The sequence below is a fragment of the Streptomyces sp. NPDC037013 genome, from assembly GCF_055607265.1.
In genome coordinates, this window is the sequence record NZ_JBVJRV010000003.1 from 1 (window position 1) to 24,742 (window position 24,742).

Genomic DNA, 24,742 nt, shown 5'->3' on the forward strand with positions numbered 1-24,742 from the left:
ATGCAGATGATGGTGGTGATGAAGTTGACCGAGCCCAGGATCGTGCCGAAGCCGGAGAAGGCCAGACCCATGATCCACATGTCCGCGCCGATACCCGGCGAGCGCACCGCGTCGGAGAGCGGGCTGTAGGCGAACCAGCCGAAGTCGGCCGCGCCCTGCGGGGTGAGGAAGCCACCCACCGCGATCAGCGAGCCGAACAGGTACAGCCAGTAGGCGAACATGTTCAGCCGCGGGAAGGCCACATCGGGCGCACCGATCTGCAGCGGCATGATCCAGTTCGCGAAACCGGCGAACAACGGCGTCGCGAACATCAGCAGCATGATCGTGCCGTGCATCGTGAACGCCTGGTTGAACTGCTCGTTCGACATGATCTGCGTACCCGGACGGGCGAGCTCGGCGCGCATGAAGAGCGCCATCACGCCACCGATGCAGAAGAACGCGAACGACGTGACCAGATACAGCGTGCCGATCGTCTTGTGGTCAGTGGTGGTCAGCCACTTGATGACGACGTTTCCCGGCTGCTTGCGCCTGACCGGCAGCTCGTTCTCGTACGAGTCTTCTGCTGCCGCGGCACCCTGGGGTTCGTTGAGGATGCTCACAGGTTGTTCGTCTCCCGGTTCTTCTCGTGGGGCGTCTGCTCGATGCCGGCCGGGATGTAACCGGTCTGGTTCTTCTTCGCGAGGTCCTCGAGGTGCTTCTTGTAGCGCTCGGGAGAGACGACCTTGACGTTGAAGAGCATCCGGGAGTGGTCGACGCCGCAGAGCTCGGCGCACTTGCCCATGAAGGTGCCCTCCTTGTTCGGAGTCACCTCGAAGGCGTTGGTGTGGCCCGGGATGACGTCCTGCTTCATGAGGAACGGCACCACCCAGAAGGAGTGGATGACGTCACGCGAGGTGAGCACGAAGCGGACCGTCTCGCCCTTGGGGAGCCAGAGGGTCGGGCCGGGGTTGCCGTTCTGGGGGTTCCGCTCGCCGGGCGTGCCGACTTCGTAGACACCGTTGGCCTTGGCCGGGAAGTCCTTGCGGAACTTGTCCGGGATGGCCTCCAGGTCCTTGGAGGTCTTGGCGTTGTCCTTGCCGGCGCCCGGAACGTTCTCGACGTAGTTGAAGCCCCAGCTCCACTGGTAGCCGACCACGTTGACGGTGTGGGCCGGCTTGTCGTCGAGCTTGAGGAGCTTGGACTCGTCACGTGCCGTGAAGTAGAAGAGCACCGACACGATGATGAGGGGCACCACCGTGTACAGCGCCTCGATGGGCATGTTGTAACGCGTCTGCGCCGGTACTTCCACCTTGGTGCGGCTGCGCCGGTGGAAGATGACGCTCCACAGGATCAGACCCCAGACGAGGACGCCCGTGGCGAGCGCTGCCGCCCACGAGCCCTGCCAGAGGGAGAGAATCCGCGGAGCCTCTTCCGTTACCGGGGTGGGCATTCCAAGGCGGGGGAAATCCTTGTATGTGCAACCGGTGGCGGTCGCCAGGATCAGGCCCGCAGTCAGCACCTGCGGCAGCTTCCGCCGCATCGGGCGCCGCGACGAGCGGTCGGAGCCGTTGGGACTCACGTAGCGCCTTCCCGAGAGTCTCGCCCGCGCGATCGGCTGCGGCCTTCACGCTGGTAGGTCGCCGCCCTGCGTCGGGCAGGGGTTTGGATGTTTATGCGGACCAAACCCTACTGGACGCTATTTGGGGTCGCGCGGGGAGGGTGCCTAACGCGCCGCGGGTCACTCCGAAGGGTGGGACGCCCGCCCCTCGCCGGGTTTCTGACGGGGCCTAGGAACGCCTGCGAGCTCGGCGGAATCTGCTCGTCCGCGGGTGCGGGCGGCTCGTGGCCGAGCGCGCAGTTCCCCGCGCCCCTGAGGGGGTGCCCCTTCGGGGCTGCCCTATGAGCCGGTGGAGCTCGGGGACGTCTTAGCGTGGGCGCGTGTCCTACTTCGATGTCGCCTCCTCCGCTCCCCTTCATCCCGTCGCCCGGCAGGCCCTGACGGCCTCGCTCGACGAGGGGTGGGCCGATCCGGCCCGGCTCTACCGCGAGGGGCGGCGGGCCCGGCTGCTGCTCGACGCCGCGCGGGAGGCGGCCGCGGACGCGGTGGGCTGCCGCCCGGACGAGCTCGTCTTCACCTCATCGGGCACCCGTGCCGTGCACTCCGGCATCGCGGGCGCGCTCGCGGCGCGTCGGCGCGTCGGACACCACCTGATCGTGTCTGCCGTCGAACATTCGTCGGTACTCCATTCGGCCGAGGCCCACGCGCGGGGCGACGGGACGGTGACCGAGGTGCCGGTGGACCGGGGCGGCGCGGTGGACCCCGAGGAGTACGCCGCCGCGCTGCGCGAGGACACCGCGCTCGCCTGTCTGCAGTCCGCCAACCACGAGGTGGGCACGGAGCAGCCGGTCGCCGAGGTCGCGGAGGCCTGCCGCGACGCCGGGGTGCCGCTGCTCGTGGACGCCGCGCAGTCGCTGCCCTGGGGGCCGGTCTCCGGGGCCTGGTCGCTGCTGACCGGGAGCGCCCATAAATGGGGCGGTCCGGCAGGTGTCGGACTTCTCGTCGTCCGCAAGGGGGTGCGGTTCGCCCCGCAAGGCCCCGCCGACGAGCGCGAGTCGGGGCGGGCAGCCGGGTTCGAGAACATCCCGGCGGTGGTGGCGGCTGCCGCCTCGCTGCGCGCGGTGCGGGCCGAGGCGGCGGCCGAGGCGGCGCGGCTGCGGGAGCTGACCGAGCGGATCCGCTCGCGGGTGCCCTCGCTCGTGCCGGACGTGGAGGTGGTGGGCGATCCGGTCCGGCGCCTGCCGCACCTGGTCACCTTCTCCTGTCTCTATGTCGACGGGGAGACCCTGCTGCACGAGCTGGACCGGGCGGGTTTCTCCGTGTCGTCCGGTTCCTCCTGCACCAGCTCGACGCTGACGCCGAGCCATGTGCTCAGGGCGATGGGCGTGCTGAGCGAGGGGAACGTACGGGTCTCGCTGCCGGTCGGCACCGAGGCCGCGGAGGTCGACCGGTTCCTCGAGGTGCTGCCGGGGGTGGTGCGGGGCGTGCGGGAGACGCTGGGCGCGCCGGTGGCGGAGGGGGACGGGGAGGCCGACGCGGTGACCGTCGACGCGCTGGGGATGAGCTGCCCGCAGCCGGTCATCGAACTGGCCAGGGCGATCGGCCGGGTACGGGTGGGCGGCACCGTCACCGTGCTCGCCGACGACGAAGTGGCCGCGGTGGACATCCCGGCGTGGTGCTGGACGCGGCAGCAGGAGTACGTGGGTGAGCGGCCGGCGGACCAGGGCGTGGCCTATGTGGTCCGCCGGAGCTCGTGACCGGCTAGCCCAGGTGCGGCTGGACCTCGGCGGCGGCCTCGTGGCCGTAGGCCTTGGTGAAGCGGTCCATGAAGTTGCTGCGGCGCAGCTCGTACTCCTGGGTGCCGACGGTCTCGATGACCAGGGTGGCGAGCATGCAGCCGAGCTGCGCGGCGCGCTCGTGGGAGACGCCCCAGGCGAGGCCGGAGAGGAAGCCCGCGCGGAACGCGTCGCCGACGCCGGTCGGCTCGACCTTCGCCTCTTCCTGCGGGACGCCGACCTCGATCGGGTCCTGGTCCGCGGCCTCGATGCGTACGCCGTTGGCGCCGAGGGTGGTCACGCGGTGGCCGACGCGGGAGAGGATCTCGGCGTCGGTCCAGCCCGTCTTGGACTCGATGAGCCCCTTCTCGTACTCGTTGGAGAAGAGGTACGTCGCGCCGTCGAGGAGCGTGCGGATCTCCTCGCCCTCCATGCGCGCGATCTGCTGCGAGAAGTCGGCGGCGAAGGGGATCGCGCGGGTGCGGCACTCCTCGGTGTGCCGGAGCATCGCCTCGGGGTCGTCGGCGCCGATCAGGACGAGGTCGAGGCCGCCGACGCGGTCGGCCACCGTCTTCAGCTCGATGAGGCGGGCCTCGCTCATGGCGCCGGTGTAGAAGGAGCCGATCTGGTTGTGGTCGGCGTCCGTGGTGCAGACGAACCGCGCGGTGTGCAGGGTCTCGGAGATGCGGACCGAGGCGGTGTCCACGCCGTGCCGGTCGAGCCAGGCGCGGTACTCGTCGAAGTCGGAGCCGGCGGCGCCGACCAGGATGGGGTGGGTGCCGAGCTGCCCCATGCCGAAGGTGATGTTGGCGGCCACGCCTCCCCTGCGCACGTCGAGCGCGTCGACCAGGAAGGAGAGGGAGACCGTGTGCAGCTGATCGGCGACCAGCTGGTCGGCGAAGCGGCCGGGGAAGGTCATCAGGTGGTCGGTGGCGATGGAGCCGGTGACTGCAATACGCACGGCTGGGTGCTCCTGTGGCGGAGAGGCGGGATTGACAGTTCACGCTACCGGGTCGACGCACCCTCTCTGAAGTGCCAAAACTACCCAATAGTAGGTCTTTTTTCAGGGGTGGCGGAATGCATACGGTGCCGTTATGACCGTTATCCCGAAGGATGTCGTTCCGCAGCGCCGTGGCGCGCTCACCGCCGAGGCCCCGGAGACCATGGAGACCCTGCGCGGGGACTGCGCGCGCATGGCGCCGCACTGGGCGGTGCCCGCCGTGGCCGCCGCCGCACCCGTGCCGCCCTCGCTGATCCACGGGATCGACGTGCCGCCCGCCTCCGCGCGCCTGATCGACAAAATGTCCGAGTACGGCGACTGATGTCGTCGTACGGAGGCTGAGAGAGACTGGTTCCGGGGCCCGGCGCGCGCCCGGTGGAACCGCGCGCTCCCCCGCTGCGTCCCATCGCCGTCCCCCGTCAGGGGGAACCGGGGTACGACGAAACCCACCCGGTGGGATGTCAGGGACAGCAGTGCAGTCGAAGGAGCGATGCGGTGAGCACCGAGCGATCCGATCATGAGGCGGCCGAGCCGCGCCGGCGGCGTTCCCGTCTGGCCGTCGTCTCGGTCGCGGCCACCGTGCTGCTGGTCGGCGGCGGTGGCGCGTATTTCGCGGCGACCGCGTCCGGTGGCGGCACCGATGGCAGCGACGGAACACCCTCGGGGGGCGGCGGCACTCCGCCGCCGCTCGCGCTGGACGGCTATCCGGGCGATGAGCGGCAGGGCGAGGGCGGCGGCTCCTCACCCGGCATCGCGCCGGGTGAGCCCGACCCCCACGGTGCCGTGTACCGGGTGACGGGGAAGCTGCCCACGGGCCCGAAGTCGGCCGCCGTCTACCACGCGCGCGGGCAGGTCGGCCGGGACGAGGTGGTGAAGCTGGCGGAGGCGCTCGGCGTGAGCGGTACGCCGACGTCGCGGGACGGCGCCTGGCAGGTCGGCTCGGACCATGACGGCACCGGACCCGTCCTCCAGGTCGACAAGCAGGCACCCGGCACCTGGACCTACTCCGGGCACGGCCTGAGCCGCACCGACAACTGCCCCAGGAACAAGCCCTGTTCCGGCACGTCCACCGCGCCCAACGGCGAGCTGGGCGACGCGGTGAGCGAGCGGGCCGCGAAAGAGGCCGCCGCCCCCATCCTGAAGGCGCTCGGCCAGGACGACGCCAAGCTGGACGCGCGCCAGCTGATGGGTGCCGTACGGGTGGTGAACGCCGACCCGAAGATCGACGGCCTGCCGACCTACGGCTGGTCGACCGGCATCCAGGTCGGCTCGGGCGGTGAAGTGGTCGGCGGCAGCGGCCAGTTGAAGGCGCCGGACAAGGGTGCGACGTATCCGGTGATCGGCGCCCGGGAGACCCTGGACCTGCTCAACAAGTCCGGCGGCGGCAACGGCCGGGTGGCGATCGGCGGTTGCGCGACGCCCGTGCCGCACGTCGACGACAGCACGAAGACGGAGGGCGGCGGCGGATCACGGCAGGCACCGTGCGAGCCGTCGCCGGAGCAGCCGAAGCCGCAGCCGATCGCGGTCACCGGCGCCACGTTCGGGCTCGCCACGCATTACGTGGGCGGCAAGCGGACCCTCGTGCCGTCCTGGCTCTTCGAGGTGAAGCCGCAGGGCGCGCGGGACGCCTTCACCGTGACGCACCCGGCGGTCGACCCCGCCTACCTGGCCTCGCCCGACGCCCCGGGCACGCCCACGCCCACCGCGAACCCCGCCGACCCGGGCGACGAGCGGAACACGGCGCCGGTGGAGTCCTACAGCGCCGACGGGAAGGCGCTGACCGTGCACTTCTGGGGCGGCGTGTGCAGTGAGTACGCCGCGTCCGCGCGGGAGGACGGCGACCGGGTGACGGTGACGGTCACCGAGACGCGGGAGAAGGACAAGGTCTGCGTCAAGATCGCCAAGAAGCTCTCCAGGACCGTCACCCTGGACAAGCCGCTCGGTGACCGCGAGGTCGTGGATTCCACGGGCAAGACGGTGCGGCAGAAGTAAGGCCGCGGCACAAGCGCGCCGACCCGATTCCTGCGCCACGCATGAAGGCGGCGGCCCCCTGATTTCCCAGGGGGCCGCCGCCTTCGTACGTCACGACGGGCCCGGCACCTGTGGCCGGGGCCGGCTCAGCTGAAGGAGTCGCCGCAGGCGCAGGAGCCCGTGGCGTTCGGGTTGTCGATCGTGAAGCCCTGCTTCTCGATGGTGTCCACGAAGTCGATGGAGGCGCCGCCCAGGTAGGGAGCGCTCATCCGGTCGGTGACGACCTTGACGCCGTCGAAGTCCTTGACGACGTCGCCGTCGAGCGAGCGCTCGTCGAAGAACAGCTGGTAGCGCAGGCCCGAGCAGCCACCGGGCTGAACGGCGACGCGCAGCGCCAGGTCGTCCCGGCCCTCCTGCTCAAGGAGGCCCTTCACCTTGGCCGCGGCGGCGTCCGACAGGAGGATGCCGTCGCTCACGGTGGTGGTCTCGTCCGATACGGACATCTGCTTCTCTCCCGGGTTGTACGGAGACTGCTTGCCGACGGTTGCAACCGGCGGGGCCGCGGATTCATTCCGGGCCGAGCGCTTACGTCCTTACCCCTTCATGCTCGCACATGGCGCCCGGCGGGACAGCGGCCCCGGGAACGGCGAATGCGTCACATCGACACTATGGCCATCGTCAAACTGACGTGAAGCGGTTATGATAGATAACGTCAATTCGACGAAAAGGATCCCCGGTGCCAGCCCCTCGCTCCACCGGAGCGGCTCCGCCGCGCATACACAGATCAGAAAGGGTGCGTGTCGTGACCACCGCCCAGTCCCCCGTGGACCTCGATGTCCAGCCCACGCCCCTCGCTCTCCTGCTGCTCGGCCGCGAGGCCGACCCCAAGAGCGAGCGCGGCGTGGAGTGCCCCGGCGATCTGCCGTCCCCCTCCGACCCGGACCTGGTCGAGCGCGCCCGCGCCGCCAAGGAGAAGCTCGGCGAGAAGGTGTTCGTGCTGGGCCACCACTACCAGCGCGACGAGGTCATCCAGTTCGCGGACGTCACCGGCGACTCCTTCAAGCTGGCCCGTGACGCGGCCGCGCGGCCGGACGCCGAGTACATCGTCTTCTGCGGCGTGCACTTCATGGCCGAGTCCGCGGACATCCTGACGACGGACGACCAGAAGGTCGTGCTGCCCGACCTGGCGGCCGGCTGCTCCATGGCCGACATGGCCACCGCCGAGCAGGTCGCCGAGTGCTGGGACGTGCTGACCGAGGCCGGCATAGCCGAGCAGGTCGTGCCCGTCTCGTACATGAATTCCTCCGCCGACATCAAGGCCTTCACCGGCAAGCACGGCGGCACGATCTGCACCTCCTCGAACGCCAAGCGCGCCCTGGAGTGGGCCTTCGACCAGGGCGACAAGGTGCTCTTCCTGCCCGACCAGCACCTGGGCCGCAACACCGCCGTGCGCGACATGGGCTTCTCGCTCGACGACTGCGTGGTCTACAACCCGCACAGGCCGAACGGCGGCCTCACCGTCGAGCAGCTGCGCGACGCCAAGATGATCCTGTGGCGCGGCCACTGCTCGGTGCACGGGCGCTTCTCGCTGGAGAGCGTGGAGGACGTACGGGCGCGCATTCCGGGCGTGAACGTCCTGGTGCACCCCGAGTGCAAGCACGAGGTCGTCGCCGCGGCCGACCATGTGGGCTCCACCGAGCACATCATCAAGACCCTGGAGGCGGCGCCGGCCGGCTCCAAGTGGGCGATCGGCACCGAGCTGAACCTCGTACGCCGTCTGGCGAACCGTTTCGCCGCCGAGGACAAGGAGATCGTCTTCCTCGACAAGACGGTCTGCTTCTGCTCCACCATGAACCGGATCGACCTGCCGCACCTGGTCTGGACCCTGGAATCCCTCGCCGAGGGCAACCTCGTCAACCAGATCGAGGTCGACCGGGAGACCGAGCAGTTCGCCAAGCTGGCGCTGGAGCGGATGCTGGCGCTTCCGTAGCCCGGACCGGCGCTTCGTAGCCCGGACCCGCGCTCTCGTGGCCCGGACCGGCGCACGCGTCACCGCGTGGAGGCATGCGTAAGGGGCGCCCGCCATTAGCGGGCGCCCCTTACCGCGTTCACGGCTCCGCTACTCCACGCGCGGGCGCACCAGGCCCGACTCGTAGGCGATGACGACGAGTTGGGCACGGTCGCGGGCGCCGAGCTTCGCCATCGCCCGGTTCACATGGGTCTTCACGGTGAGCGGGCTGACTTCCAGGCGCTCGGCGATCTCGTCGTTCGAGTGGCCGCCCGCGACCTGGACGAGGACCTCGCGTTCGCGGCCGGTGAGCGCGTCGAGCCGCTCGCCGCGCACCGGCGAGTCCCCGTCGAGCCCCTCGCCCTGCGCGAGGAACTTGGCGATGAGCCCCTTGGTGGCCACCGGGGAGAGCAGCGCCTCGCCGGCCGCCGCGATACGGATGGCGCCCAGCAGCTCGTCGGGCTCCGCGCCCTTGCCGAGGAACCCGGAGGCACCCGCGCGCAGCGACTGCACCACGTACTCGTCGACCTCGAAGGTCGTCAGCATCACCACGCGCACATGGGCCAGGGCCGGATCCGCGCTGATCATGCGGGTGGCGGCGAGACCGTCCGTGCCCGGCATGCGGATGTCCATCAGGACCACGTCGGCGCGCTCAGACTTGGCGAGCCCGACCGCCTCCGCCCCGTCGGACGCCTCGCCGACCACCTCCATGTCGGGCTCGGAGTCGACGAGCACCTTGAACGCGCTGCGCAGCAACGCCTGGTCGTCGGCGAGCAGTACGCGGATCGTCACGCGGTCCCTCCCTTTGCCGTGGTGACGGGAAGGATCGCATGGACGCGGAAACCGCCGCCGTAGCGGGGCCCCGCCGTGCAGCTGCCGCCGAGTGCGGTGACGCGTTCGCGCATGCCGAGGAGGCCGTGGCCGCCGCCGTCGGTGTTGCCCTCATCGCCCTCGTGGCCGGGGCCGTCGTCTATGACGGTGACCTCCACGTTCGGGCCCACACGGACGACGCTCACCTCGGCCTTGGCGTCCTGGCCCGCGTGCTTCTGCACGTTGGTCAGCGCCTCCTGGATGATCCGGAACGCGGCGAGGTCGACGGCGGCGGCCAGGTCGAGGCCGACCTGCCCCATGGCCACCTCCACCGGCAGGCCCGCGTTGCGGAACGTCTCGACGAGTTCGTCGAGGCGGTGCAGGCCAGGCGCCGGTTCGGTGGGGGCCTCGGGGTCGCCGGTCTGCCGCAACAGGCCGACGGTGGCGCGGAGTTCGTTGAGCGCGGAGCGGCTGGCGTCCCGCACGTGCGACAGGGCCTCCTTGGCCTGGTCGGGCCGCTTGTCCATGACGTGGGCCGCGACGCCCGCCTGCACGTTGACCAGGGCGATGTGGTGGGCGACCACGTCGTGCAGGTCGCGGGCGATCCGCAGCCGCTCCTCGGCGACGCGGCGCCGGGCCTCCTCCTCCCGCGTGCGCTCCGCCCGCTCGGCGCGCTCCCGTATGGCGTCAACGAAGGCACGGCGGCTGCGCACCGCGTCGCCCGCGGCGGCGGCCATGCCGGTCCAGGCGAAGATGCCGAGGTTTTCCTGGGCGTACCAGGGCAGCGGTCCTGAGAGCATCGCGACGCCGGTGAGGCCGGCCATCGTGACGAGGCCGATCCGCCAGGTGGTGGAGCGGTCGGTGTGGGCGGCGACGGTGAAGAGGGCGACGACGGCGCACATCACGACGGGGGCGCGCGGCTCGCCGGTCAGCAGTTCGACGAGGGAGGCCGCGCAGGTGGCGGCGAGGACGGACCACGGGGCGCGGCGCCGGAAGACCAGGGCGAGCGCGCCGAGCGCCATCAGGAGCAGGCTCGGGCCGTCGGGGGTGCGGGTGCCCCAGGTCGGGCCGTGCTCGCCGTAGGGCTCGGCGAAGGAGCCGACGACCATGCAGACGAGGACGGCGGTGGCGAGTGCGGCGTCGACCGCGAGCGGATGCGTTCTGGCCCAGCCGCGGCCTCGCACGAGTGTGGTCACGGGCTAAACGGTACGGGGCCTGGGCGGCGGCCTGAGCGGATACCTGGGTTCTGGGCGATGGGGGGGTTGGGGGGTGGGGTGGGGGTGGGGGGTTGGGTGCGGGTTTGTGGGGGTTGCTCGCGCAGTTCCCCGCGCCCCTGAGGGGGCGTACCTGGGGCTCGTCCTTGGGGGGGGGTCAGGTCAGCCGGGGATCAAGCCGTCGTCGCTGAGCATGGCGCGGACCTCTGTGAGGGTGGCGTCCGGGGACGGAAGGATCAGTTCGGAGGGTTCCAGGGCGTCGTCCGGCAAAGGGGTGCCGAGTTCCCGGACCTTGTCCAGGAGGGCGTGGAGCGTGCGGCGGAAGCCGGGCTCGTCGCCGCCCTCCATCTCCTCGAGCAGCTCGTCGTCCAGCTTGTTCAGTTCGGCGAAGTGGCTGTCGGCCAGCTCCACCTGCCCCTCCCCCATGATCCGTACGATCATGTCGCCCTCCTCGGACGTGAGCGGTACCGCGTATCTGCGTAGGGCTACTGCTTGTCGAAGCGCGGGGTGTCCTGCGGCTGCTGGGACTGGGGCCGGCCCTGGCCGCCCTCGATCGCCTGCTGGTTGCCGGAGCCTCCCGCGAGCTCCGCCTTCATGCGCTGCAGTTCCAGCTCTACATCAGTACCACCGGAGAGCCGGTCCAGCTCGGTCTGGATGTCGTCCTTGGCCAGTCCGGAGGAGTCGTCGAGGGCACCGGAGGCGAGCAGTTCGTCGATCGCGCCGGCCCGCGCCTGGAGCTGCGCGGTCTTGTCCTCGGCGCGCTGGATCGCCATGCCGACGTCGCCCATCTCCTCGGAGATGCCGGAGAAGGCCTCGCCGATCCGGGTCTGCGCCTGGGCGGCGGTGTACGTCGCCTTGATCGTCTCCTTCTTGGTGCGGAAGGCGTCGACCTTGGCCTGGAGGCGCTGCGCCGCGAGGGTGAGCTTCTCCTCCTCGCCCTGGAGGGTCTGGTGCTGCGTCTCCAGGTCCGTCACCTGCTGCTGGAGCGCGGCACGGCGGGACAGGGCCTCGCGGGCCAGGTCCTCGCGGCCGAGGGCGAGCGCCTTGCGGCCCTGGTCCTCCAGGGTCGAGGACTGCTTCTGGAGCTGGGTCAGCTGCAGTTCCAGGCGCTTGCGGGAGGTCGCCACGTCGGCGACGCCACGGCGGACCTTCTGCAGCAGCTCCAGCTGTTTCTGGTAGGAGTAATCGAGGGTTTCGCGCGGGTCCTCGGCCCGGTCAAGGGCCTTGTTCGCCTTCGCGCGGAAGATCATCCCCATACGCTTCATGACACCGCTCATGGGCTTCGCGCGCCCCCTTCTGACGGACTTCCAGCTCCAGGTACTGCTCAGAACCCACAGTACGGGCCCTGCATCCATTACCGCACTGTTCGCGGGCGGATGCGCTCATCCCCAAGGACGACTGCGTCCGGCGCCGCTCCGGCGTAAGGAGTAGGTGCACCCCTGTGAGCCGGCCCCGAGGCCGTCGGGGGGGCAGGGCGAAGCGGCCGCTGCCCGGCCGATTACCGCCCGCTACGTCCCCTTAGGCACATAAATCAAGACGCCCGGCGTTGCGGGATCGTTCCCCGCCTGGCTGCCGCCCATGCGTCCGCACCCCGTACCCTTGGATTTTGTGTTCCGTAGCCGATCCAAGGAAGAGAAGGCCCCGGCCGCGCAGGCGCCGGTGACCGACTCCAAGCAGCCCCGTGACCCGCAGGCCCCCAAGGGCCGCCCCACCCCCAAGCGCGCCATGGCCCAGTCGCAGCGCCGCAGCGTGACCAACGCTCCGGCGTCGCGCAAGGAGGCCGCCAAGCGGCAGCGCGACGAGCGCCGCACGCAGATGGCGAAGCAGCGCGAGGCCATGGCCAGCGGTGACGAGCGGTTCCTGCCCGCCCGTGACAAGGGTCCCGTGCGCAAGTTCGCGCGCGACTTCGTGGACTCGCGCTTCTGCATCGCCGAGTACTTCCTGCCGCTCGCGGTGATCATCCTCGTCCTGAGCATCGTCCGCGTGCCCCAGCTGCAGAACATCGCGCTGCTGCTCTGGCTCTTCGTGATCGTCCTGATCATCGTCGACTCGGTCGTCACCGCGTTCCGTCTGAAGAAGCGGCTGGCCGAGCGCTTCCCGAACGACAACCGGAAGGGCGCTGTCGCGTACGCCCTGATGCGTACGCTCCAGATGCGCCGGCTGCGGCTGCCCAAGCCGCAGGTCAAGCGCGGGGAACGGCCCTGAGCGGATTCAGCGGCGGGGCCGGCGCCTGGCTGGACAAGCTGGGCGGCCTGCGCGACGCCGTCCGGCAGGAGCTGGTGGCCCGCCAGCTCGACGAGCAGATAGTCGCGCGCTTCCCCGTGGGGCAGCGGCTGCGGGTACTCGACGTCGGCATGGGCCAGGGCACGCAGGCGCTGCGGCTCGCCCGCGCCGGGCACAAGGTGACGGGCCTCGAACAGGACCCCGTCATGATCGACGCCGCGCGCGCGGCGTTCGCCGGGGAGCCCGAGGGCATCCAGGGGCGGGTGCGGATCATCCAGGGCGACGGGCACCAGACCGGCGTGCACTTCCTGCCCGGCAGCTTCGACGTGGTGCTCTGCCACGGCGTACTGATGTACGTCGAGGAGCCCGACGCGCTCCTCGCCGGGCTCGCCCGGATGCTGGCGCCCGGCGGGCTGCTCTCGCTGCTCGTGCGCAACGCGGAGGCGCTGGCGATGCGGCCCGGTCTCGCCGGGGACTGGGCGGGGGCGCTCGCCGCCTTCGACTCCGTCACGTACCGCAACCGCCTCGGCATCGACGCCCGCGCGGACCGGCTCGACGTCCTGACCTCGACGCTGGCGGGGATCGCGGCTCCGCTGCAGGCCTGGTACGGGGTGCGGATCTTCACGGACACGGCGGCCGACGGGACGCCGCCGCCCCCGGAGTGGGAGTTCGAGGCGCTGCTCGCCGCCGAGGAGCGCGCGGGGCGGACCGATCCCTACCGGCGGGTCGCCGCGCTGCTGCACCTGTGCGGGGTACGGGACTGACGTCCGCGGGTGCGCGGAGCGCGGGAGGGGGCCGGGGGCCACGCCCCCTCGTGACCGCGCCCCCCGCCCCACCCGTTTACCTCGCACCACAGGCGTACGAGGCGGACAAAAAGCACACTCGGCGCATGGATGTCTCCTCCCGTACCCGCTCCGTCCTCGTACCCCTCGCCGCCGCACTCACCGCCGCCGCACTCGTCGGCGGCTGTTCCTCGTCCGGGTCCGGTGACTCGGACCGGGCGACCACGCAGGCCGCGCCCGCCGCCGCCAGTGATCTGCAGGACGACTACCAGAAGGTGATCAAGGACGTCCTGCCCTCGGTCGTCCAGGTCGACGCGGGCGACAGCCTCGGCTCCGGTGTCGTCTACGACGGCAAGGGGCACATCGTCACCAACGCCCATGTGGTGGGCAAGGAGAAGCGGTTCAAGGTCACCACCGCCACCGGCGAGCAGGCCCTGACCGCGGAGCTGGTCGCCGCCTACCCCGAGCAGGACCTCGCCGTGATCAAGCTGAGCGAGGTGCCCGACGGGCTGAAGGCGGCCCGGTTCGGTGACTCCACCAAGGCCGAGGTCGGCCAGATCGTGCTGGCCATGGGCTCCCCGCTCGGCCTGTCGTCCAGCGTCACCCAGGGCATCGTGTCCGCCACCGGACGCACCGTCAGCGAGGGCCGCACGGGCGGCGGGACAGGCGCCACCATCGCCAACATGGTGCAGACGTCGGCGGCTATCAACCCCGGCAACAGCGGCGGCGCGCTCGTCGATCTCGACGGGAAGGTGATCGGTATCCCGACGCTCGCCGCGAGCGACCCCCAGATGGGGGACAGCGCCGCGCCGGGCATCGGCTTCGCCATCCCGTCCTCGATGGTCAAGACGGTCGCCGACCAGATCATCGAGAAGGGCCGGGTCACGGACTCGGGCCGCGCCGCGCTCGGCATCACCGCCCGCACCGTGCTCGGCGACGACTACCGCCCGGCGGGGGTGGCCGTGGTCGAGGCCCGGCAGGGCGGCGCCGCGGCCGGGGCGGGGCTGCGGGCCGGCGACATCATCACCCGGCTCGGCGACGACGAGATCACCACCATCGACTCCCTCTCCGAGGCGCTCGCCGGAGACAAGCCGGGCCAGAAGGTGAAGGTCACGTACGTGCGCGAGGGGGCCGAGAAGACGGCGGAGGCCACCCTCGGCGAGATGTAGCCGGACGGGGCGGGCGCCGGGAGCGCGGCCCCGCGTGCGGGAGGCGGCGGCCCGGGGTCCGGGCGCCGCCTCCCGTGCGGTGCGTGGTGCGGGGCCCGCCGCTTACGCCGAGGCGTCCTCCGTGTCCTGCGCGTCGTCCGCGTGCAGGCTCATCGGGCCGTAGATCTTGTTCGTGTCCTCGAAGAGGGTCACCTGGTCGGCGCCGCCCTCGGACAGCTCCTTCCAGTACTCACCGATCCAGGACTCCGCGTCGCCCTGGGTGGTGAACTCCTCGGGCTGAACCGCGGGCCGGACCTCTGTCCCGTCCGCCTTCTCGAACCGCCACGTCCATGCCGCCATGCCAGCCTCCCGAAGGTCCGTAGCGGTGTGAGAACCGCCTGAATCCGCTTGAAGCCTAGCCGGGCGCGCGGCGCGGGATGCGACGCGGGAGGATCTTCGTGTGGAACTGACTCTGCTCGGCACCGGCGCCCCCGGTGGACTGCCCCTCCCCGACTGTCCCTGCGCGGCCTGCGCCACCGCCCTCGGCGACGCGGCACGGGCCGCGACCGCTCTCTTGGTCGACGGCGTCCTGCTGCTCGACCTCACCCCCGGGGCGGCGTTCGCGGCGGCCCGCGCCGGGCACTCGCTCGGCGGAGTGCGCCAGGTGCTGCTCTCCCATCCGCACGACGGGCCCGCCGTCGAGGTCCCCGCGGGGCTGCCGCAGCCCGGCCGGGTCGCCGACGGGCGCGAGCTGGCACTGCTCACCGGGCACCGGGTGCGCGCGGTCGCCCTCGACGCGCCCGGCTCCGGGTACGAGGTGACCGGGCCCGACGGCGAGCGGCTCCTCTACCTGCCGCCGGGCGCGGCGCCCGCGGGCATCACCGAGGGGAACGGCGCCGGTCCGGGCAACGGCACGCGGCCCCCGTACGAGATGGTCGTCGCCGATGTCGTCGGGCGTCCCGACGGGCTCGCCCGGCTGCGTGCCGCGGGGGCGGTGGGGCCCACCACCGACGTCGTCGCGGTGCACATCGGCCACGAGGCGCCGCCGGGCGGTGAGCTGACGCGCCGTCTCGCCGCCGCGGGGGCGCGGGCCGTGCCGGACGGGTCGACGCTGGTGGTCGGCGCCTACGAGGACGTACCGGACGTGCCGCGCCGCACCCTGGTCCTCGGCGGGGCCCGTTCGGGCAAGTCGGTGGAGGCCGAGCGGCGCCTCGAGGCCTTCCCCGACGTGCTGTACGTGGCGACGGGCGGGACCCGGAGCGGCGACACGGAGTGGGCCCGGCGGGTGAGCGTGCACCGCGAGCGGCGGCCCGGCTCCTGGCGGACCGCGGAGACCTGCGATCTGGTGCCGCTGCTCGCGCAGGACGGGTCGCCGCTGCTCATCGACTGCCTGTCGCTGTGGCTGACCCACGTCATGGACGAGGTGCGGGCGTGGGACGACGCCGAGTGGGCCGGCGGCGGGGAGCGCGCGCTGCGCGAGCGGGTCACCGAGCTGGCGGACGCCGTGCGCGCCACCCGCCGTACCGTCGTCGCCGTCTCGAACGAGGTCGGCTCGGGGATCGTGCCCGCGACCGCGTCGGGCCGCCGCTACCGCGACGAACTGGGCCGCCTGAACACGGCGTTCGCCACCCGGTGCGAGCACGTGCTGCTCGTCGTGGCGGGGCAGGCCCTGACGTTGCGCGGCTGAGCGGCCGGCGGGCCGGTCGCCGGACGCGGGGCGGCTAGGGGGTCTCCCGGTCCGGCGCGTCCTCGCCCCGTCGGGCGATGATCCGGTAGGTGTTGGAGAAGCCCACGCGGGTGAGCAGGGGGGCCAGGACGGTGTCCAGGGCGCGGGCGAGGGCCACCAGCGGGACGGAGGCCCAGCGCGCGGCGCCGCGCAGTTTCAGCTGGAGCGGGGGCGCGGGTCTGGCGCGCCACGGCACGTCGGGCCCCGGCATGCGGCGGTCGAGGAAGAGGGTGAGGGCCGCGCTCAGGTCGACGGGGATGTGCGAGGCGCGGCGTTCGACGGCGACGACCGTGAAGCCGAGTCCGGTCAGCTCGTCGCGGAGGTTGGCGAGCGGCACGAAGTGCAGGTGGCGTGGCTGGAAGTACGGCATCCACCACTTGCCGAGCAGGCGCGCCCAGCGGCACTCGGGGTCGGGGGCCTCGATCAGGAGGTGGCCGCCGGGGCGCAGCACGGTCCATGCGGCCCTGAGTTCGGCGCGCGGGTCGGGTCCGCACTGCAGGGTGTGGAACATGCTCATCGCGTCGTAGCGGCCGGCGAGCTGTCCCGCCAGCTCCGTGAGCAGGCCCCGGTGGCCCTCCTCGATCCGGCCGCGCCGCACCCCCTCCGCGACGCCCCGGCCGGGGTCGAGGCCGTCGAAGGAGGTGTAGGGCAGCACCCGCTTGGCCAGGGCGGGGAAGTGGGCGGCGCCGGTGTGGACGTCGAGCCAGCACTCCGGCTCGTCGAAGGCGGCCAGCGCGCGGACGGCGGCGAGGCGCCGTCGGGGGCCGACGGCGGCGCCGAAGAGTTTCGTGGCGCGCGCGCCGCCCGCTCCGCCGCGGAAGTCCCGGCGGTAGAAGTCCCGGCCTTCGGGGGTCAGGCGGGGGTTCTGGAAGACGTGGGCGCAGTTGCCGCACCGGTCGAGCGTGAAGCGGCCCGGCTTGTACTGGATCAGGTCGGCGGTGCGCAGTCTCGGCCGCAGCCGCTCGGAGCCGCACCAGGGGCATTCGGTGCGGCGGGGCTCGTGGAACCGCTCGGTGCCCCGGGCGAGTTCGGCGAGGTAGGCGGGACGCCGTGCGGCGACCTGCTGGGCGGCATCCGTGGTCATGGGCGTACTCCCGGAGGGTCTGTGGAGGTCCCGGTACGACAAGTCACTTCAAACGGAACGTAAGGGATCATTCCCGCCCAGACGGTCACGTCATGCATGCACCGCCTCACACGAGGCAACCGGGGGATGGCGCGGACTGACGCCCCGTCACGGTGCGGGCCCATGGTCCGCAGGCCCGTTCGAGCGGCACCGCCCCCGCGCCCGGTACTGTTCGCCGAATGAGCTCGCTGAATCTCGACGACTTCACCGACCTGATCGAGCGCCCCGACGGCGGGGTGCGCCGCGACGCCGAGGAACGCAGGGAGCGGCAGACCGTGCCGCCCGGATCCCTCGGCCGGCTCGACGAACTCGGCGAGTGGCTCTCGGCGGCCCGTTCCGCCGTGCCGGTGCGCCCCGTCGAGCGGCCGCGCGTGGTGCTGTTCGCGGGCGACCACGGGGTCGCGGAGCTCGGGGTCTCGGCGCGGCCCGCGGGCGGTGCCGCCGATCTCGTCCGTGCCGTGCTGGCCGGCGAGAGCCCGGTCGCCGTCCTCGCCCGCCGTCTCGACGTGCCCGTACGCGTCGTCGACATGGCCCTCGACTGCGACCCGGACGCGCTGCCCGCCGAGGTCGCGGGGTACCGGGTGCGGCGCGGCTCGGGGCGCATCGACATCGAGGACGCGCTGACCACCGAGGAGGCCGAGCGGGCGGTGCGCGCGGGCATGGCCGTCGCCGACGCGGAGGCGGACTCCGGCACGGATCTGGTCGTGCTCGGCGATGTGAGCGTGGGCGGTACGACGCCGGCCGCGACGCTGGTCGCCGCGTTGTGCGGCACCGACGCGTCGGTGGTGACCGGGCGGGGCGGCGAGGCCATCGACGACCTGGCGTGGATGCGCAAGTGCGCGGCGGTGCGGGACGCCCTGCGGCGGGCCCGGCCGGTCCTCGGCGACCAGCTGGAGCTGCTCGCGGCGGTCGGCGGCGCCGATCTGGCGGCGATGACCGGGTTCCTGCTGCAGTGTGCGGTGCGGCGCACGCCGGTGATCCTCGACGGCGTCGTGGCGTCGGCGGCGGCGCTGGTCGCCCAGCGGATCGCCTTCCGGGCGCCGGACTGGTGGCTCGCGGGCCATGACAGCGGGGAGCCGGCGCAGGCCAAGGCGCTGGACCGGATGGCTCTCGACCCGCTGCTCTCGCACGGCGTGAAGATCGGCGAGGGCGTCGGGGCGCTGCTCGCGCTGCCGATGGTGCAGGCGGCTGGCGCGCTGTGGGCGGAGCTGCCCGAGCGAGAGCGAGAGCCGGAGCAGGAGCAGGAGCAGGAGCCCGCGGCTGTGGAGGCGGAGACTTCGGTTCCGCCCGCCGAGTAAACTCCCGTACCGGGGCGCCGACGGGCGCCCCGGAGACGGCATCCCGCACGCGCGGACCCCGTCCTGACCCTGGCTCCCGGCTCCGCCGGGCGGGGCGCCGTCGCCGCGCGGAGCGCCGCCCCACAACAGGGCTGCCCCGGTTGCCCATATGATCCCTTTTCATGGGAGATGAGCAGGTCGTCGCCGGGCGACAGAAGACACCCACCGTCATACAGCGCCGCGCAGCGGGGTTCGCCGTCTGGTACCTCCGGGCCGTCACGTTCATCAACTTCCTGAGCGCGGTCTGGGTCTCCCTGGGGCAGGACCTGCGCCAGCACAACACGGAGAACTACTTCACCCCGTACCTGCTGACCGCGGGCTTCGCCTCGGGGGCGTTCACGCTCTTCCTGGCGATCACCATGCGGCGCCGCAAGCGCGCCGCGTGGATCCTCAACTCCGTGCTCAGCGGGCTCTTCCTGCTGCTCTTCGCCTTCGCGATGGTCTTCCCGGAGATCCGCGGGTACGCGCAGAACTGGGTCTCGCTCTTCCTGACCGCCGCCTTCTTCGCGTCGCTGGTCGTCGGGCGCAGGGAGTTCTACGCCAAGGGCGACCGCTCCAACCCGAAGCTGGCGTCGGCCGTCGCGGCCGGCGGGCTCCTGGTGACCTCCCTGCTCGCCACGTTGCTCGTCACCGTCACCAACCGCGCCCACGACGACTACCGCTCGACCTTCCTGGACCGCTGGCGCTACGGCACCATGCGGCTGGTCTCCCTCGCCGCCGACGACAAGCGGTTCGAGGGCATCACCACGCCGGGCTGGGTCAACGTCGCCATCAACGTCCTGAGCGCGCTGCTGCTCTGCGCCGTCCTGTACGCGGCGTTCCGCTCCCGCCGGGCCGTCGACCCCCTCACCGAGGAGGACGAGGAGCGGCTGCGCGCCCTGCTCGACCAGCACGGCGACCGCGACTCGCTCGGCTACTTCTCGCTGCGCCGCGAGAAGAGCGTCGTGTGGTCGCCCACCGGCAAGGCGGCCGTCGCCTACCGCGTCGTCGGCGGCGTCTCGCTGGCCTCCGGCGACCCCATCGGTGACCCGGAGGCCTGGCCGGGCGCGATCGGGCCCTGGCTCGCCGAGGCGCGCGAGCACGGCTGGATCCCCGCGGTGATGGGCGCGAGCGAGGAGGCGGGCACGATCTACGCCCGGCACGGCCTCGACGCCCTGGAGCTGGGCGACGAAGCCCTGGTGGAGACGGCCGAGTTCACCCTGGAGGGGCGGGCCATGCGCACCGTCCGGCAGGCGTACAACCGGGTGAAGCGCGCCGGTTACACGGTCCGCATCCGCCGCCACGAGGACATCCCGCCCGAGGAGATGGCCGAGCTTCTGCGGCGCGCCGACGACTGGCGCGACGGGGCGACCGAGCGCGGCTTCTCGATGGCCCTCGGACGGCTCGGGGACCCGGCCGACGGGCAGTGCGTGATGCTCGAATGCACCGACGGGGACGGCGTGTTGCGGGCGGTGCTCTCCTTCGTGCCGTGGGGGCCGCACGGGCTCTCCCTCGACCTGATGCGGCGTGACCGCGACTCCGAGAACGGCCTGATGGAGTTCATGGTCATCGAACTCCTGCAGCGCGCCCCCGAGATCAAGATCACTCAGGTCTCGCTCAACTTCGCGATGTTCCGGTCGGTCTTCGAACGCGGCTCCCGGCTCGGCGCGGGCCCGGTCCTCCGCCTGTGGCGGTCGCTGCTCAGCTTCTTCTCGCGGTGGTGGCAGATCGAGTCCCTGTACCGGGCCAACGCCAAGTACCGGCCGATCTGGGAGCCCCGCTTCCTCCTCTTCGAGAAGAGCGTCGACCTGCCCCGCATCGGGATCGCCGCCGCTCGCGCGGAGGGCTTCCTGGAGGCGCCGGGCCTGCCGAAGTGGCTGCACCGCAAACATCTGGAGTCGAGACGATGAGCACCCTGGCCCGCCGCGCCCGCGCCGAGTGGGGAGCGCTCTTCTCCACGGTGCGCCGCGCCCTGGCCGCCCGGCGGTGGCGGGCCGTTCCCATGACGCTTGCGGCCGTCTGCCTCACCGCCCTCTTCCAGTACGTGCAGAACCAGCCCTGGGGCTACCGCTTCGTCCAGAACATCGGCTGTGTGCGCGCCGAGGACCCGCTCTGGCTGGCGCTGCTGCGCACCCCCCTCTCCCTCTTCGTACCCGCCCTCGACCTGCCCGTGTGGGGAGCGCTCGCGCAGATCCTGATCATCTTCGGGATCGCGGAGATCTGCCTCGGCTGGTGGCGCACGCTGCTCATCGGATACGCGGCGACGCTCGCCGGCACGCTCTACGCACGCGTGGGCATCGAACTGGGCCCCGGCAGCCCTCTCGGCCTGCCCGCGTCCGACGCGCAGGTCGTCGACACCGGCCCCTCGGCGGCCGTCGTCGGCCTCGCCGTATACGTCTGCTGGCGCTACCGGGCGTACGTCACCGCGGCCCTGGTCAGCGCCCTGATGGTCGTCGAGGTGCTCGTCAAGGACAACCTCGCGGGCTGGGAACACCTGGCCGCCATCGTGGTCGTCCTCGTGCTCTGCGTGGTCCAGAGGCCGCGTCACCGGCGCGGCGGCACCCGCTCGGAGCCCGCCGCCGACGAGCCGGAAGGACCGGCCTCCGACGACCCGGACGGTCCCGCGTCCGAGGGGCCGGGGCCGGACGACACCGGTTTCGGGTCGGGCACGAAGCCGCCGATCCAGTCCTGAAGCTTGCGGCGCGGGCCCGACCAGCGGCGGTCGTGCCGGAAGGCGCGCAGGCCCGCACGCGCGCGTGCCCGCGGCCGGTTGCGGTAGAACCGCCGCGCCCACGCCGACCCCGGCCGGGCCAGCCGGATCGCGCCGACCAGCGCGACGAAGGGGACCACCATGCCGATCAGGGCGGTGCGCAGCTTGCCCTTGACCAGCGCGACCACGGCGAAGCCGCAGTTCACGCCGACGTTCAGAGCGAGCACGGCGCGGTTCTGGCGCTCCATCGGGGTCAGGTCGTTCACCCCGAACGGCGTGAAACCGGTGAGCACGAGCACCACAAGGGCGGCGGTGAGCATCACGACCTCGACGCTCTTGCGGCCCTGCTCGCTCCAGTAGACGTCGTCGAGGTGGAGGATCAGCGCGAACTCGTCGAGCACCAGGCCCGCGCCGACGCCGAAGATGACGGCGGCGTACAGCGGCCCCGCGCCGTGCCGCCCCGCGGCCACCGCCCAGAACCCGCCGACCAGCATCAGGAAGATCCCCGGCACGACGTGGTGGACGTGCACCTCACCGGTGCTGATGTTGCGGAAGGGCCCCTTGCCCGCCCGGATCAGCCGCGTGATGGTCCGGGTCACGGCGAACGACACGACGAAGGAGAGCAGCGCGAGCAGCAGCGGCAGTTTCCCCGGCTCGACGATGTTCCGGTACCACCAGTCGTTCATGCCGCCCACCAGCCGTCCATGCGCCCATCCTCCGTCCCCGAAGAGTGATCCGCAGGGCGGGGCGTTCCCGCGGGGTAGCCTTCCGCGGTGTCCAGAACCTCCCCCGCCGACGGCATACGTTTCGCCTTCGGCACGCTGACCGCGCTGCCCGTCCGTGTCACCAGGTGGGACCGCGGGGCGGCCCGCGCGGGCATGCAGTGGGCGCCGCTGGCCGGCCTCACCGTCGGGCTCCTCGCCGCGGCCGTCGGCGGCGCCCTGACGGCCCTCGGCACGGGCCCGCTCCTCGCCGCCGTCGCGACCGCCGCGACACCGGCCGCCCTGACCCGCGGGCTCCACCTCGACGGCCTCGCCGACACCGCCGACGGCCTCGGCAGCGCCAGGCCCGCCGACGACGCCCTGCGCATCATGAAGCAGTCCGACATCGGCCCCTTCGGCGTCATCACCCTGCTCTTCGTACTGCTGGCCCAGATCGCCGTCCTCTTCCGCCTCTACGAGGACTCGTGGGCCCGCGGCGCCGTGGCCGCCGCCGTCTCGGCGACCGCGGCGCGCCTCGCCCTCACCCTGGCGGCCCGCGACGGAGTGCCGCCCGCCCGCCCCGAGGGGCTCGGCGCCGCCGTCGCCGGGGTCGTCCCGCGCGGGCGTGCGGCAGGGGCCGCCGTCCTCGTCGCGGCCGCCGCCGCGGCCACCGGTCTGCTCCTCGGACCTGCCGGTGCCGTGCGGGGCGCGGCGGCCGTCGTCCTCGCCCTGGGCGCCGCGGAGTTGCTGCTCCGGCACTGCGTACGGCGGTTCGGCGGGGTCACCGGAGACGTCTTCGGCGGGCTCGCGGAGACGGCCGCGACCGCCTCGCTCGTGGTGCTCGCCGTGGGCTGACGCCCATGTCCGGCGGAACCCCGGCATACCCTCCAGCACGCCGAACACACACAGTGAGGCGCACCGCAGCGCTCACGGGCGTAGGCTCGCGACGGGCTCACCACCCCGACAGCCCGTCGAAACTCACTGAAAGAGGACCTCACCACCGTGACTGCTCTGACTCTCAGCACCGCCGCCGCGACCGGCCTGCGCGCCGACGCGATCGTCGTCGGTGTCGCGAAGGGCGCTGGCTCCAAGGGGAACCTGGTCGTCGCCGCCGGCGCCGAGGCCGTGGACAAGGCGTACGACGGCAAGCTCGCGTCCGTCCTGGAGACCCTCGGCGCCTCGGGCGGTGAGGGTGAGGTGACGAAGCTTCCCGCGCCGTCCGGTTTCAAGGCACCGGTCGTCGTCGCGATCGGTCTCGGCGAGGTCCCGGAGAAGGACGAGACGTACGGCACGGAGACCCTGCGCCGTGCCGCGGGCGTCGCCGCCCGCGCCCTGACCGGCTCGAAGAAGGCCGGCTTCGCGCTGCCCGTCGAGGACGCCGAGGACCTCGGTGCCGTCGCGGAGGGCGCGCTGCTCGGCGCGTACTCCTTCGACGCCTACAAGGACCAGGGCGACGCCAAGGCGGCGAAGAAGGGCAAGGACGCCAAGGCGCCGCTGGCCGAGATCGCCGTGCTCGGCGGCAAGCCCCGCGACAAGGCGCACAAGGCCGCGATCGAGCGCGCCACCGCCGTCGCCGAGGAGCTCAACCGCGCCCGCGACCTGATCAACACCCCGCCGAACGACCTCAACCCCGAGGCCTTCGCCGCCATCGCCCAGGCCGCGGCCAAGGAGCACGGCATCAAGGTGCAGGTCCTCGACGAGAAGGCGCTCACCAAGGGCGGCTACGGCGGCATCCTCGGCGTCGGCGCCGGCTCCGAGGCCCCGCCGCGCCTGGTGAAGCTCTCGTACACGAGCTCCAAGGCGAAGAAGCACCTCGCCTTCGTCGGCAAGGGCATCACGTACGACTCGGGCGGCATCTCGCTGAAGCCGGCCGGTCACAACGAGACCATGAAGTGCGACATGGCCGGCGCCGCGGCCGTCTTCGCCGCCGTCGTCGCCGCCGCGCGCCTGGGCCTGGAGGTGAACGTCACCGGCTGGCTGGCGCTCGCCGAGAACATGCCGTCCGGCTCCGCGACCCGCCCCGGCGACGTCCTGCGGATGTACAGCGGCAAGACCGTCGAGGTCCTCAACACCGACGCCGAGGGCCGCCTCGTCCTGGCCGACGCCATCGCCAAGGCCTCCGAGGACGCCCCCGACGCCATCGTCGACGTGGCGACGCTGACCGGCGCCATGATGATGGCCCTGGGCAACCGCACCTTCGGCATCATGGCCAACGACGACGCCTTCCGCGCCTCGGTCCACGAGATCGCGGAAGAGGTCGGCGAGCCGTCCTGGCCGATGCCGCTCCCCGCGGACCTGCGCAAGGGCATGGACTCCCCCACCGCCGACATCGCCAACATGGGCGAGCGGATGGGCGGCGGCCTGGTCGCCGGACTCTTCCTGAAGGAGTTCGTCGGCGAGGGCATCACCTGGGCCCACCTGGACATCGCGGGACCGGCCTACCACGAGGGCGCGCCCTTCGGTTACACGCCCAAGGGCGGCACCGGCTCCGCCGTCCGCACCCTGGTCCGGCTCGCCGAGCACACCGCATCGGGCGACCTGGGCTGATCCGAGCAGGTCGGGGCGGGGCCCCGGACGCTCCCCGCGTCCGGGGCCCCGCCCGGTTTCGCCCTCGACGAAATCCGTACGTTCGTACGCACCGGAAGGGCCCCGAGACGGTCGATCCGACGTCTCACTGCCTGGCCCGGCGTCCCGTCTC

Annotated in this window: 23 protein-coding genes and 1 pseudogene; 13 read left to right on the top strand and 11 right to left on the bottom strand. The window is 72.2% G+C overall.

What is annotated here, in order from left to right:
- Together ACZ7DY_RS09935 and ctaC are read right to left on the bottom strand one after the other, a co-directional pair.
- Nucleotides 1-599: cbb3-type cytochrome c oxidase subunit I (locus ACZ7DY_RS09935; RefSeq protein ID WP_471132483.1), on the bottom strand; the 599-nt coding region annotated here is incomplete at its 3' end.
- Nucleotides 596-1,558, bottom strand: a complete 963-nt coding sequence (gene ctaC, locus ACZ7DY_RS09940) for an aa3-type cytochrome oxidase subunit II (protein WP_471132485.1) — start codon at nucleotides 1,556-1,558, stop codon at nucleotides 596-598. The genes ctaC and ACZ7DY_RS09935, both read right to left, overlap by 4 nt.
- Before the next feature lie 359 nt (nucleotides 1,559-1,917).
- On the opposite strand from ctaC, the gene ACZ7DY_RS09945 reads away from it, so the two are divergent.
- On the top strand, nucleotides 1,918-3,294 hold the full coding sequence (locus tag ACZ7DY_RS09945) for an aminotransferase class V-fold PLP-dependent enzyme (protein WP_471132488.1): 1,377 nt from the start codon (nucleotides 1,918-1,920) through the stop codon (nucleotides 3,292-3,294).
- Between the two features lie 4 nt (nucleotides 3,295-3,298).
- Here ACZ7DY_RS09945 and ACZ7DY_RS09950 read toward each other — a convergent pair whose 3' ends face one another.
- A complete protein-coding gene (locus ACZ7DY_RS09950; protein ID WP_471132490.1) occupies nucleotides 3,299-4,273 on the bottom strand; it encodes a carbohydrate kinase family protein in 975 nt (324 codons plus the stop codon).
- 133 nt (nucleotides 4,274-4,406) lie between these two features.
- Between ACZ7DY_RS09950 and ACZ7DY_RS09955 the strand changes: the two genes are divergently transcribed.
- Both ACZ7DY_RS09955 and ACZ7DY_RS09960 read left to right on the top strand, forming a co-directional pair.
- Nucleotides 4,407-4,634, top strand: a complete 228-nt coding sequence (locus ACZ7DY_RS09955; protein WP_471134594.1) for a hypothetical protein — start codon at nucleotides 4,407-4,409, stop codon at nucleotides 4,632-4,634.
- A gap of 173 nt (nucleotides 4,635-4,807) precedes the next feature.
- Nucleotides 4,808-6,304, top strand: coding sequence for a hypothetical protein (locus ACZ7DY_RS09960; protein WP_471132492.1), 1,497 nt, complete (start codon nucleotides 4,808-4,810; stop codon nucleotides 6,302-6,304).
- 125 nt (nucleotides 6,305-6,429) lie between these two features.
- Here the strand turns inward: ACZ7DY_RS09960 and ACZ7DY_RS09965 are convergent, their stop codons facing one another.
- On the bottom strand, nucleotides 6,430-6,786 hold the full coding sequence (locus ACZ7DY_RS09965) for a HesB/IscA family protein (protein WP_030933606.1): 357 nt from the start codon (nucleotides 6,784-6,786) through the stop codon (nucleotides 6,430-6,432).
- A gap of 290 nt (nucleotides 6,787-7,076) precedes the next feature.
- Between ACZ7DY_RS09965 and nadA the strand changes: the two genes are divergently transcribed.
- Nucleotides 7,077-8,273, top strand: coding sequence for a quinolinate synthase NadA (nadA, locus tag ACZ7DY_RS09970; protein WP_471132493.1), 1,197 nt, complete (start codon nucleotides 7,077-7,079; stop codon nucleotides 8,271-8,273).
- A 129-nt stretch (nucleotides 8,274-8,402) separates the two neighbouring features.
- Here the strand turns inward: nadA and ACZ7DY_RS09975 are convergent, their stop codons facing one another.
- From ACZ7DY_RS09975 to ACZ7DY_RS09990, 4 genes are all read right to left on the bottom strand, one after another.
- Nucleotides 8,403-9,083, bottom strand: a complete 681-nt coding sequence (locus tag ACZ7DY_RS09975) for a response regulator (RefSeq protein WP_471132496.1) — start codon at nucleotides 9,081-9,083, stop codon at nucleotides 8,403-8,405.
- Nucleotides 9,080-10,297 carry a sensor histidine kinase gene (locus ACZ7DY_RS09980; protein WP_471132497.1) on the bottom strand — a complete coding sequence of 406 codons (1,218 nt, stop codon included), beginning with the start codon at nucleotides 10,295-10,297 and terminating at the stop codon, nucleotides 9,080-9,082. Before ACZ7DY_RS09980 ends, ACZ7DY_RS09975 begins: the two co-directional genes overlap by 4 nt.
- 180 nt (nucleotides 10,298-10,477) lie before the next feature.
- Nucleotides 10,478-10,756, bottom strand: coding sequence for a PspA-associated protein PspAA (pspAA, locus tag ACZ7DY_RS09985; protein WP_471132499.1), 279 nt, complete (start codon nucleotides 10,754-10,756; stop codon nucleotides 10,478-10,480).
- A gap of 44 nt (nucleotides 10,757-10,800) precedes the next feature.
- Complete coding sequence (locus ACZ7DY_RS09990) at nucleotides 10,801-11,592, bottom strand: PspA/IM30 family protein (protein WP_471132501.1); 792 nt, start codon at nucleotides 11,590-11,592, stop codon at nucleotides 10,801-10,803.
- Between the two features lie 301 nt (nucleotides 11,593-11,893).
- On the opposite strand from ACZ7DY_RS09990, the gene ACZ7DY_RS09995 reads away from it, so the two are divergent.
- The 3 genes from ACZ7DY_RS09995 (at nucleotide 11,894) to ACZ7DY_RS10005 (ending at nucleotide 14,489) form a co-directional block, all read left to right on the top strand.
- Entirely contained in the window at nucleotides 11,894-12,520 is a 627-nt protein-coding gene (locus ACZ7DY_RS09995) for a DUF3043 domain-containing protein (protein ID WP_471132503.1), read from the top strand.
- A gap of 74 nt (nucleotides 12,521-12,594) precedes the next feature.
- Nucleotides 12,595-13,302 (top strand): class I SAM-dependent methyltransferase, encoded by a 708-nt coding sequence (locus tag ACZ7DY_RS10000; protein ID WP_471132505.1) that lies wholly within the window; start codon nucleotides 12,595-12,597, stop codon nucleotides 13,300-13,302.
- Nucleotides 13,303-13,427: 125 nt separating this feature from the next.
- Nucleotides 13,428-14,489 (top strand): S1C family serine protease, encoded by a 1,062-nt coding sequence (locus ACZ7DY_RS10005; RefSeq protein ID WP_471132507.1) that lies wholly within the window; start codon nucleotides 13,428-13,430, stop codon nucleotides 14,487-14,489.
- A gap of 102 nt (nucleotides 14,490-14,591) precedes the next feature.
- Here the strand turns inward: ACZ7DY_RS10005 and ACZ7DY_RS10010 are convergent, their stop codons facing one another.
- A complete protein-coding gene (locus tag ACZ7DY_RS10010) occupies nucleotides 14,592-14,828 on the bottom strand; it encodes a hypothetical protein (RefSeq protein ID WP_471132510.1) in 237 nt (78 codons plus the stop codon).
- A 100-nt stretch (nucleotides 14,829-14,928) separates the two neighbouring features.
- Between ACZ7DY_RS10010 and ACZ7DY_RS10015 the strand changes: the two genes are divergently transcribed.
- On the top strand, nucleotides 14,929-16,155 hold the full coding sequence (locus tag ACZ7DY_RS10015; RefSeq protein ID WP_471132512.1) for a bifunctional adenosylcobinamide kinase/adenosylcobinamide-phosphate guanylyltransferase: 1,227 nt from the start codon (nucleotides 14,929-14,931) through the stop codon (nucleotides 16,153-16,155).
- Between the two features lie 34 nt (nucleotides 16,156-16,189).
- Here ACZ7DY_RS10015 and ACZ7DY_RS10020 read toward each other — a convergent pair whose 3' ends face one another.
- Entirely contained in the window at nucleotides 16,190-17,278 is a 1,089-nt protein-coding gene (locus ACZ7DY_RS10020; protein ID WP_471132515.1) for a class I SAM-dependent methyltransferase, read from the bottom strand.
- A 218-nt stretch (nucleotides 17,279-17,496) separates the two neighbouring features.
- Between ACZ7DY_RS10020 and cobT the strand changes: the two genes are divergently transcribed.
- The 3 genes and pseudogenes from cobT to ACZ7DY_RS10035 form a co-directional block, all read left to right on the top strand.
- Nucleotides 17,497-18,615 carry a nicotinate-nucleotide--dimethylbenzimidazole phosphoribosyltransferase gene (gene cobT / locus ACZ7DY_RS10025; RefSeq protein ID WP_471132516.1) on the top strand — a complete coding sequence of 373 codons (1,119 nt, stop codon included), beginning with the start codon at nucleotides 17,497-17,499 and terminating at the stop codon, nucleotides 18,613-18,615.
- A 161-nt stretch (nucleotides 18,616-18,776) separates the two neighbouring features.
- Complete coding sequence (locus ACZ7DY_RS10030; protein ID WP_471132517.1) at nucleotides 18,777-20,543, top strand: phosphatidylglycerol lysyltransferase domain-containing protein; 1,767 nt, start codon at nucleotides 18,777-18,779, stop codon at nucleotides 20,541-20,543.
- A pseudogene (locus ACZ7DY_RS10035) lies at nucleotides 20,540-21,202 on the top strand (hypothetical protein); the annotation flags it as partial. The gene ACZ7DY_RS10030 and the pseudogene ACZ7DY_RS10035, both read left to right, overlap by 4 nt.
- Here ACZ7DY_RS10035 and ACZ7DY_RS10040 read toward each other — a convergent pair.
- The gene (locus ACZ7DY_RS10040; protein WP_471132518.1) at nucleotides 21,178-22,029 is read right to left on the bottom strand and encodes a hypothetical protein; all 852 of its coding nucleotides are present in this window, start codon (nucleotides 22,027-22,029) and stop codon (nucleotides 21,178-21,180) included. The pseudogene ACZ7DY_RS10035 and the gene ACZ7DY_RS10040 sit on opposite strands and share 25 nt — an antisense overlap.
- An 87-nt stretch (nucleotides 22,030-22,116) precedes the next feature.
- Here ACZ7DY_RS10040 and ACZ7DY_RS10045 point away from each other — a divergent pair, with 87 nt between their 5' ends.
- Both ACZ7DY_RS10045 and ACZ7DY_RS10050 read left to right on the top strand, forming a co-directional pair.
- Nucleotides 22,117-22,899 (top strand): adenosylcobinamide-GDP ribazoletransferase, encoded by a 783-nt coding sequence (locus ACZ7DY_RS10045; RefSeq protein WP_471132520.1) that lies wholly within the window; start codon nucleotides 22,117-22,119, stop codon nucleotides 22,897-22,899.
- A 147-nt stretch (nucleotides 22,900-23,046) separates the two neighbouring features.
- Nucleotides 23,047-24,591, top strand: coding sequence for a leucyl aminopeptidase (locus ACZ7DY_RS10050; RefSeq protein WP_471132522.1), 1,545 nt, complete (start codon nucleotides 23,047-23,049; stop codon nucleotides 24,589-24,591).
- Nucleotides 24,592-24,742 lie beyond the last annotated feature (151 nt).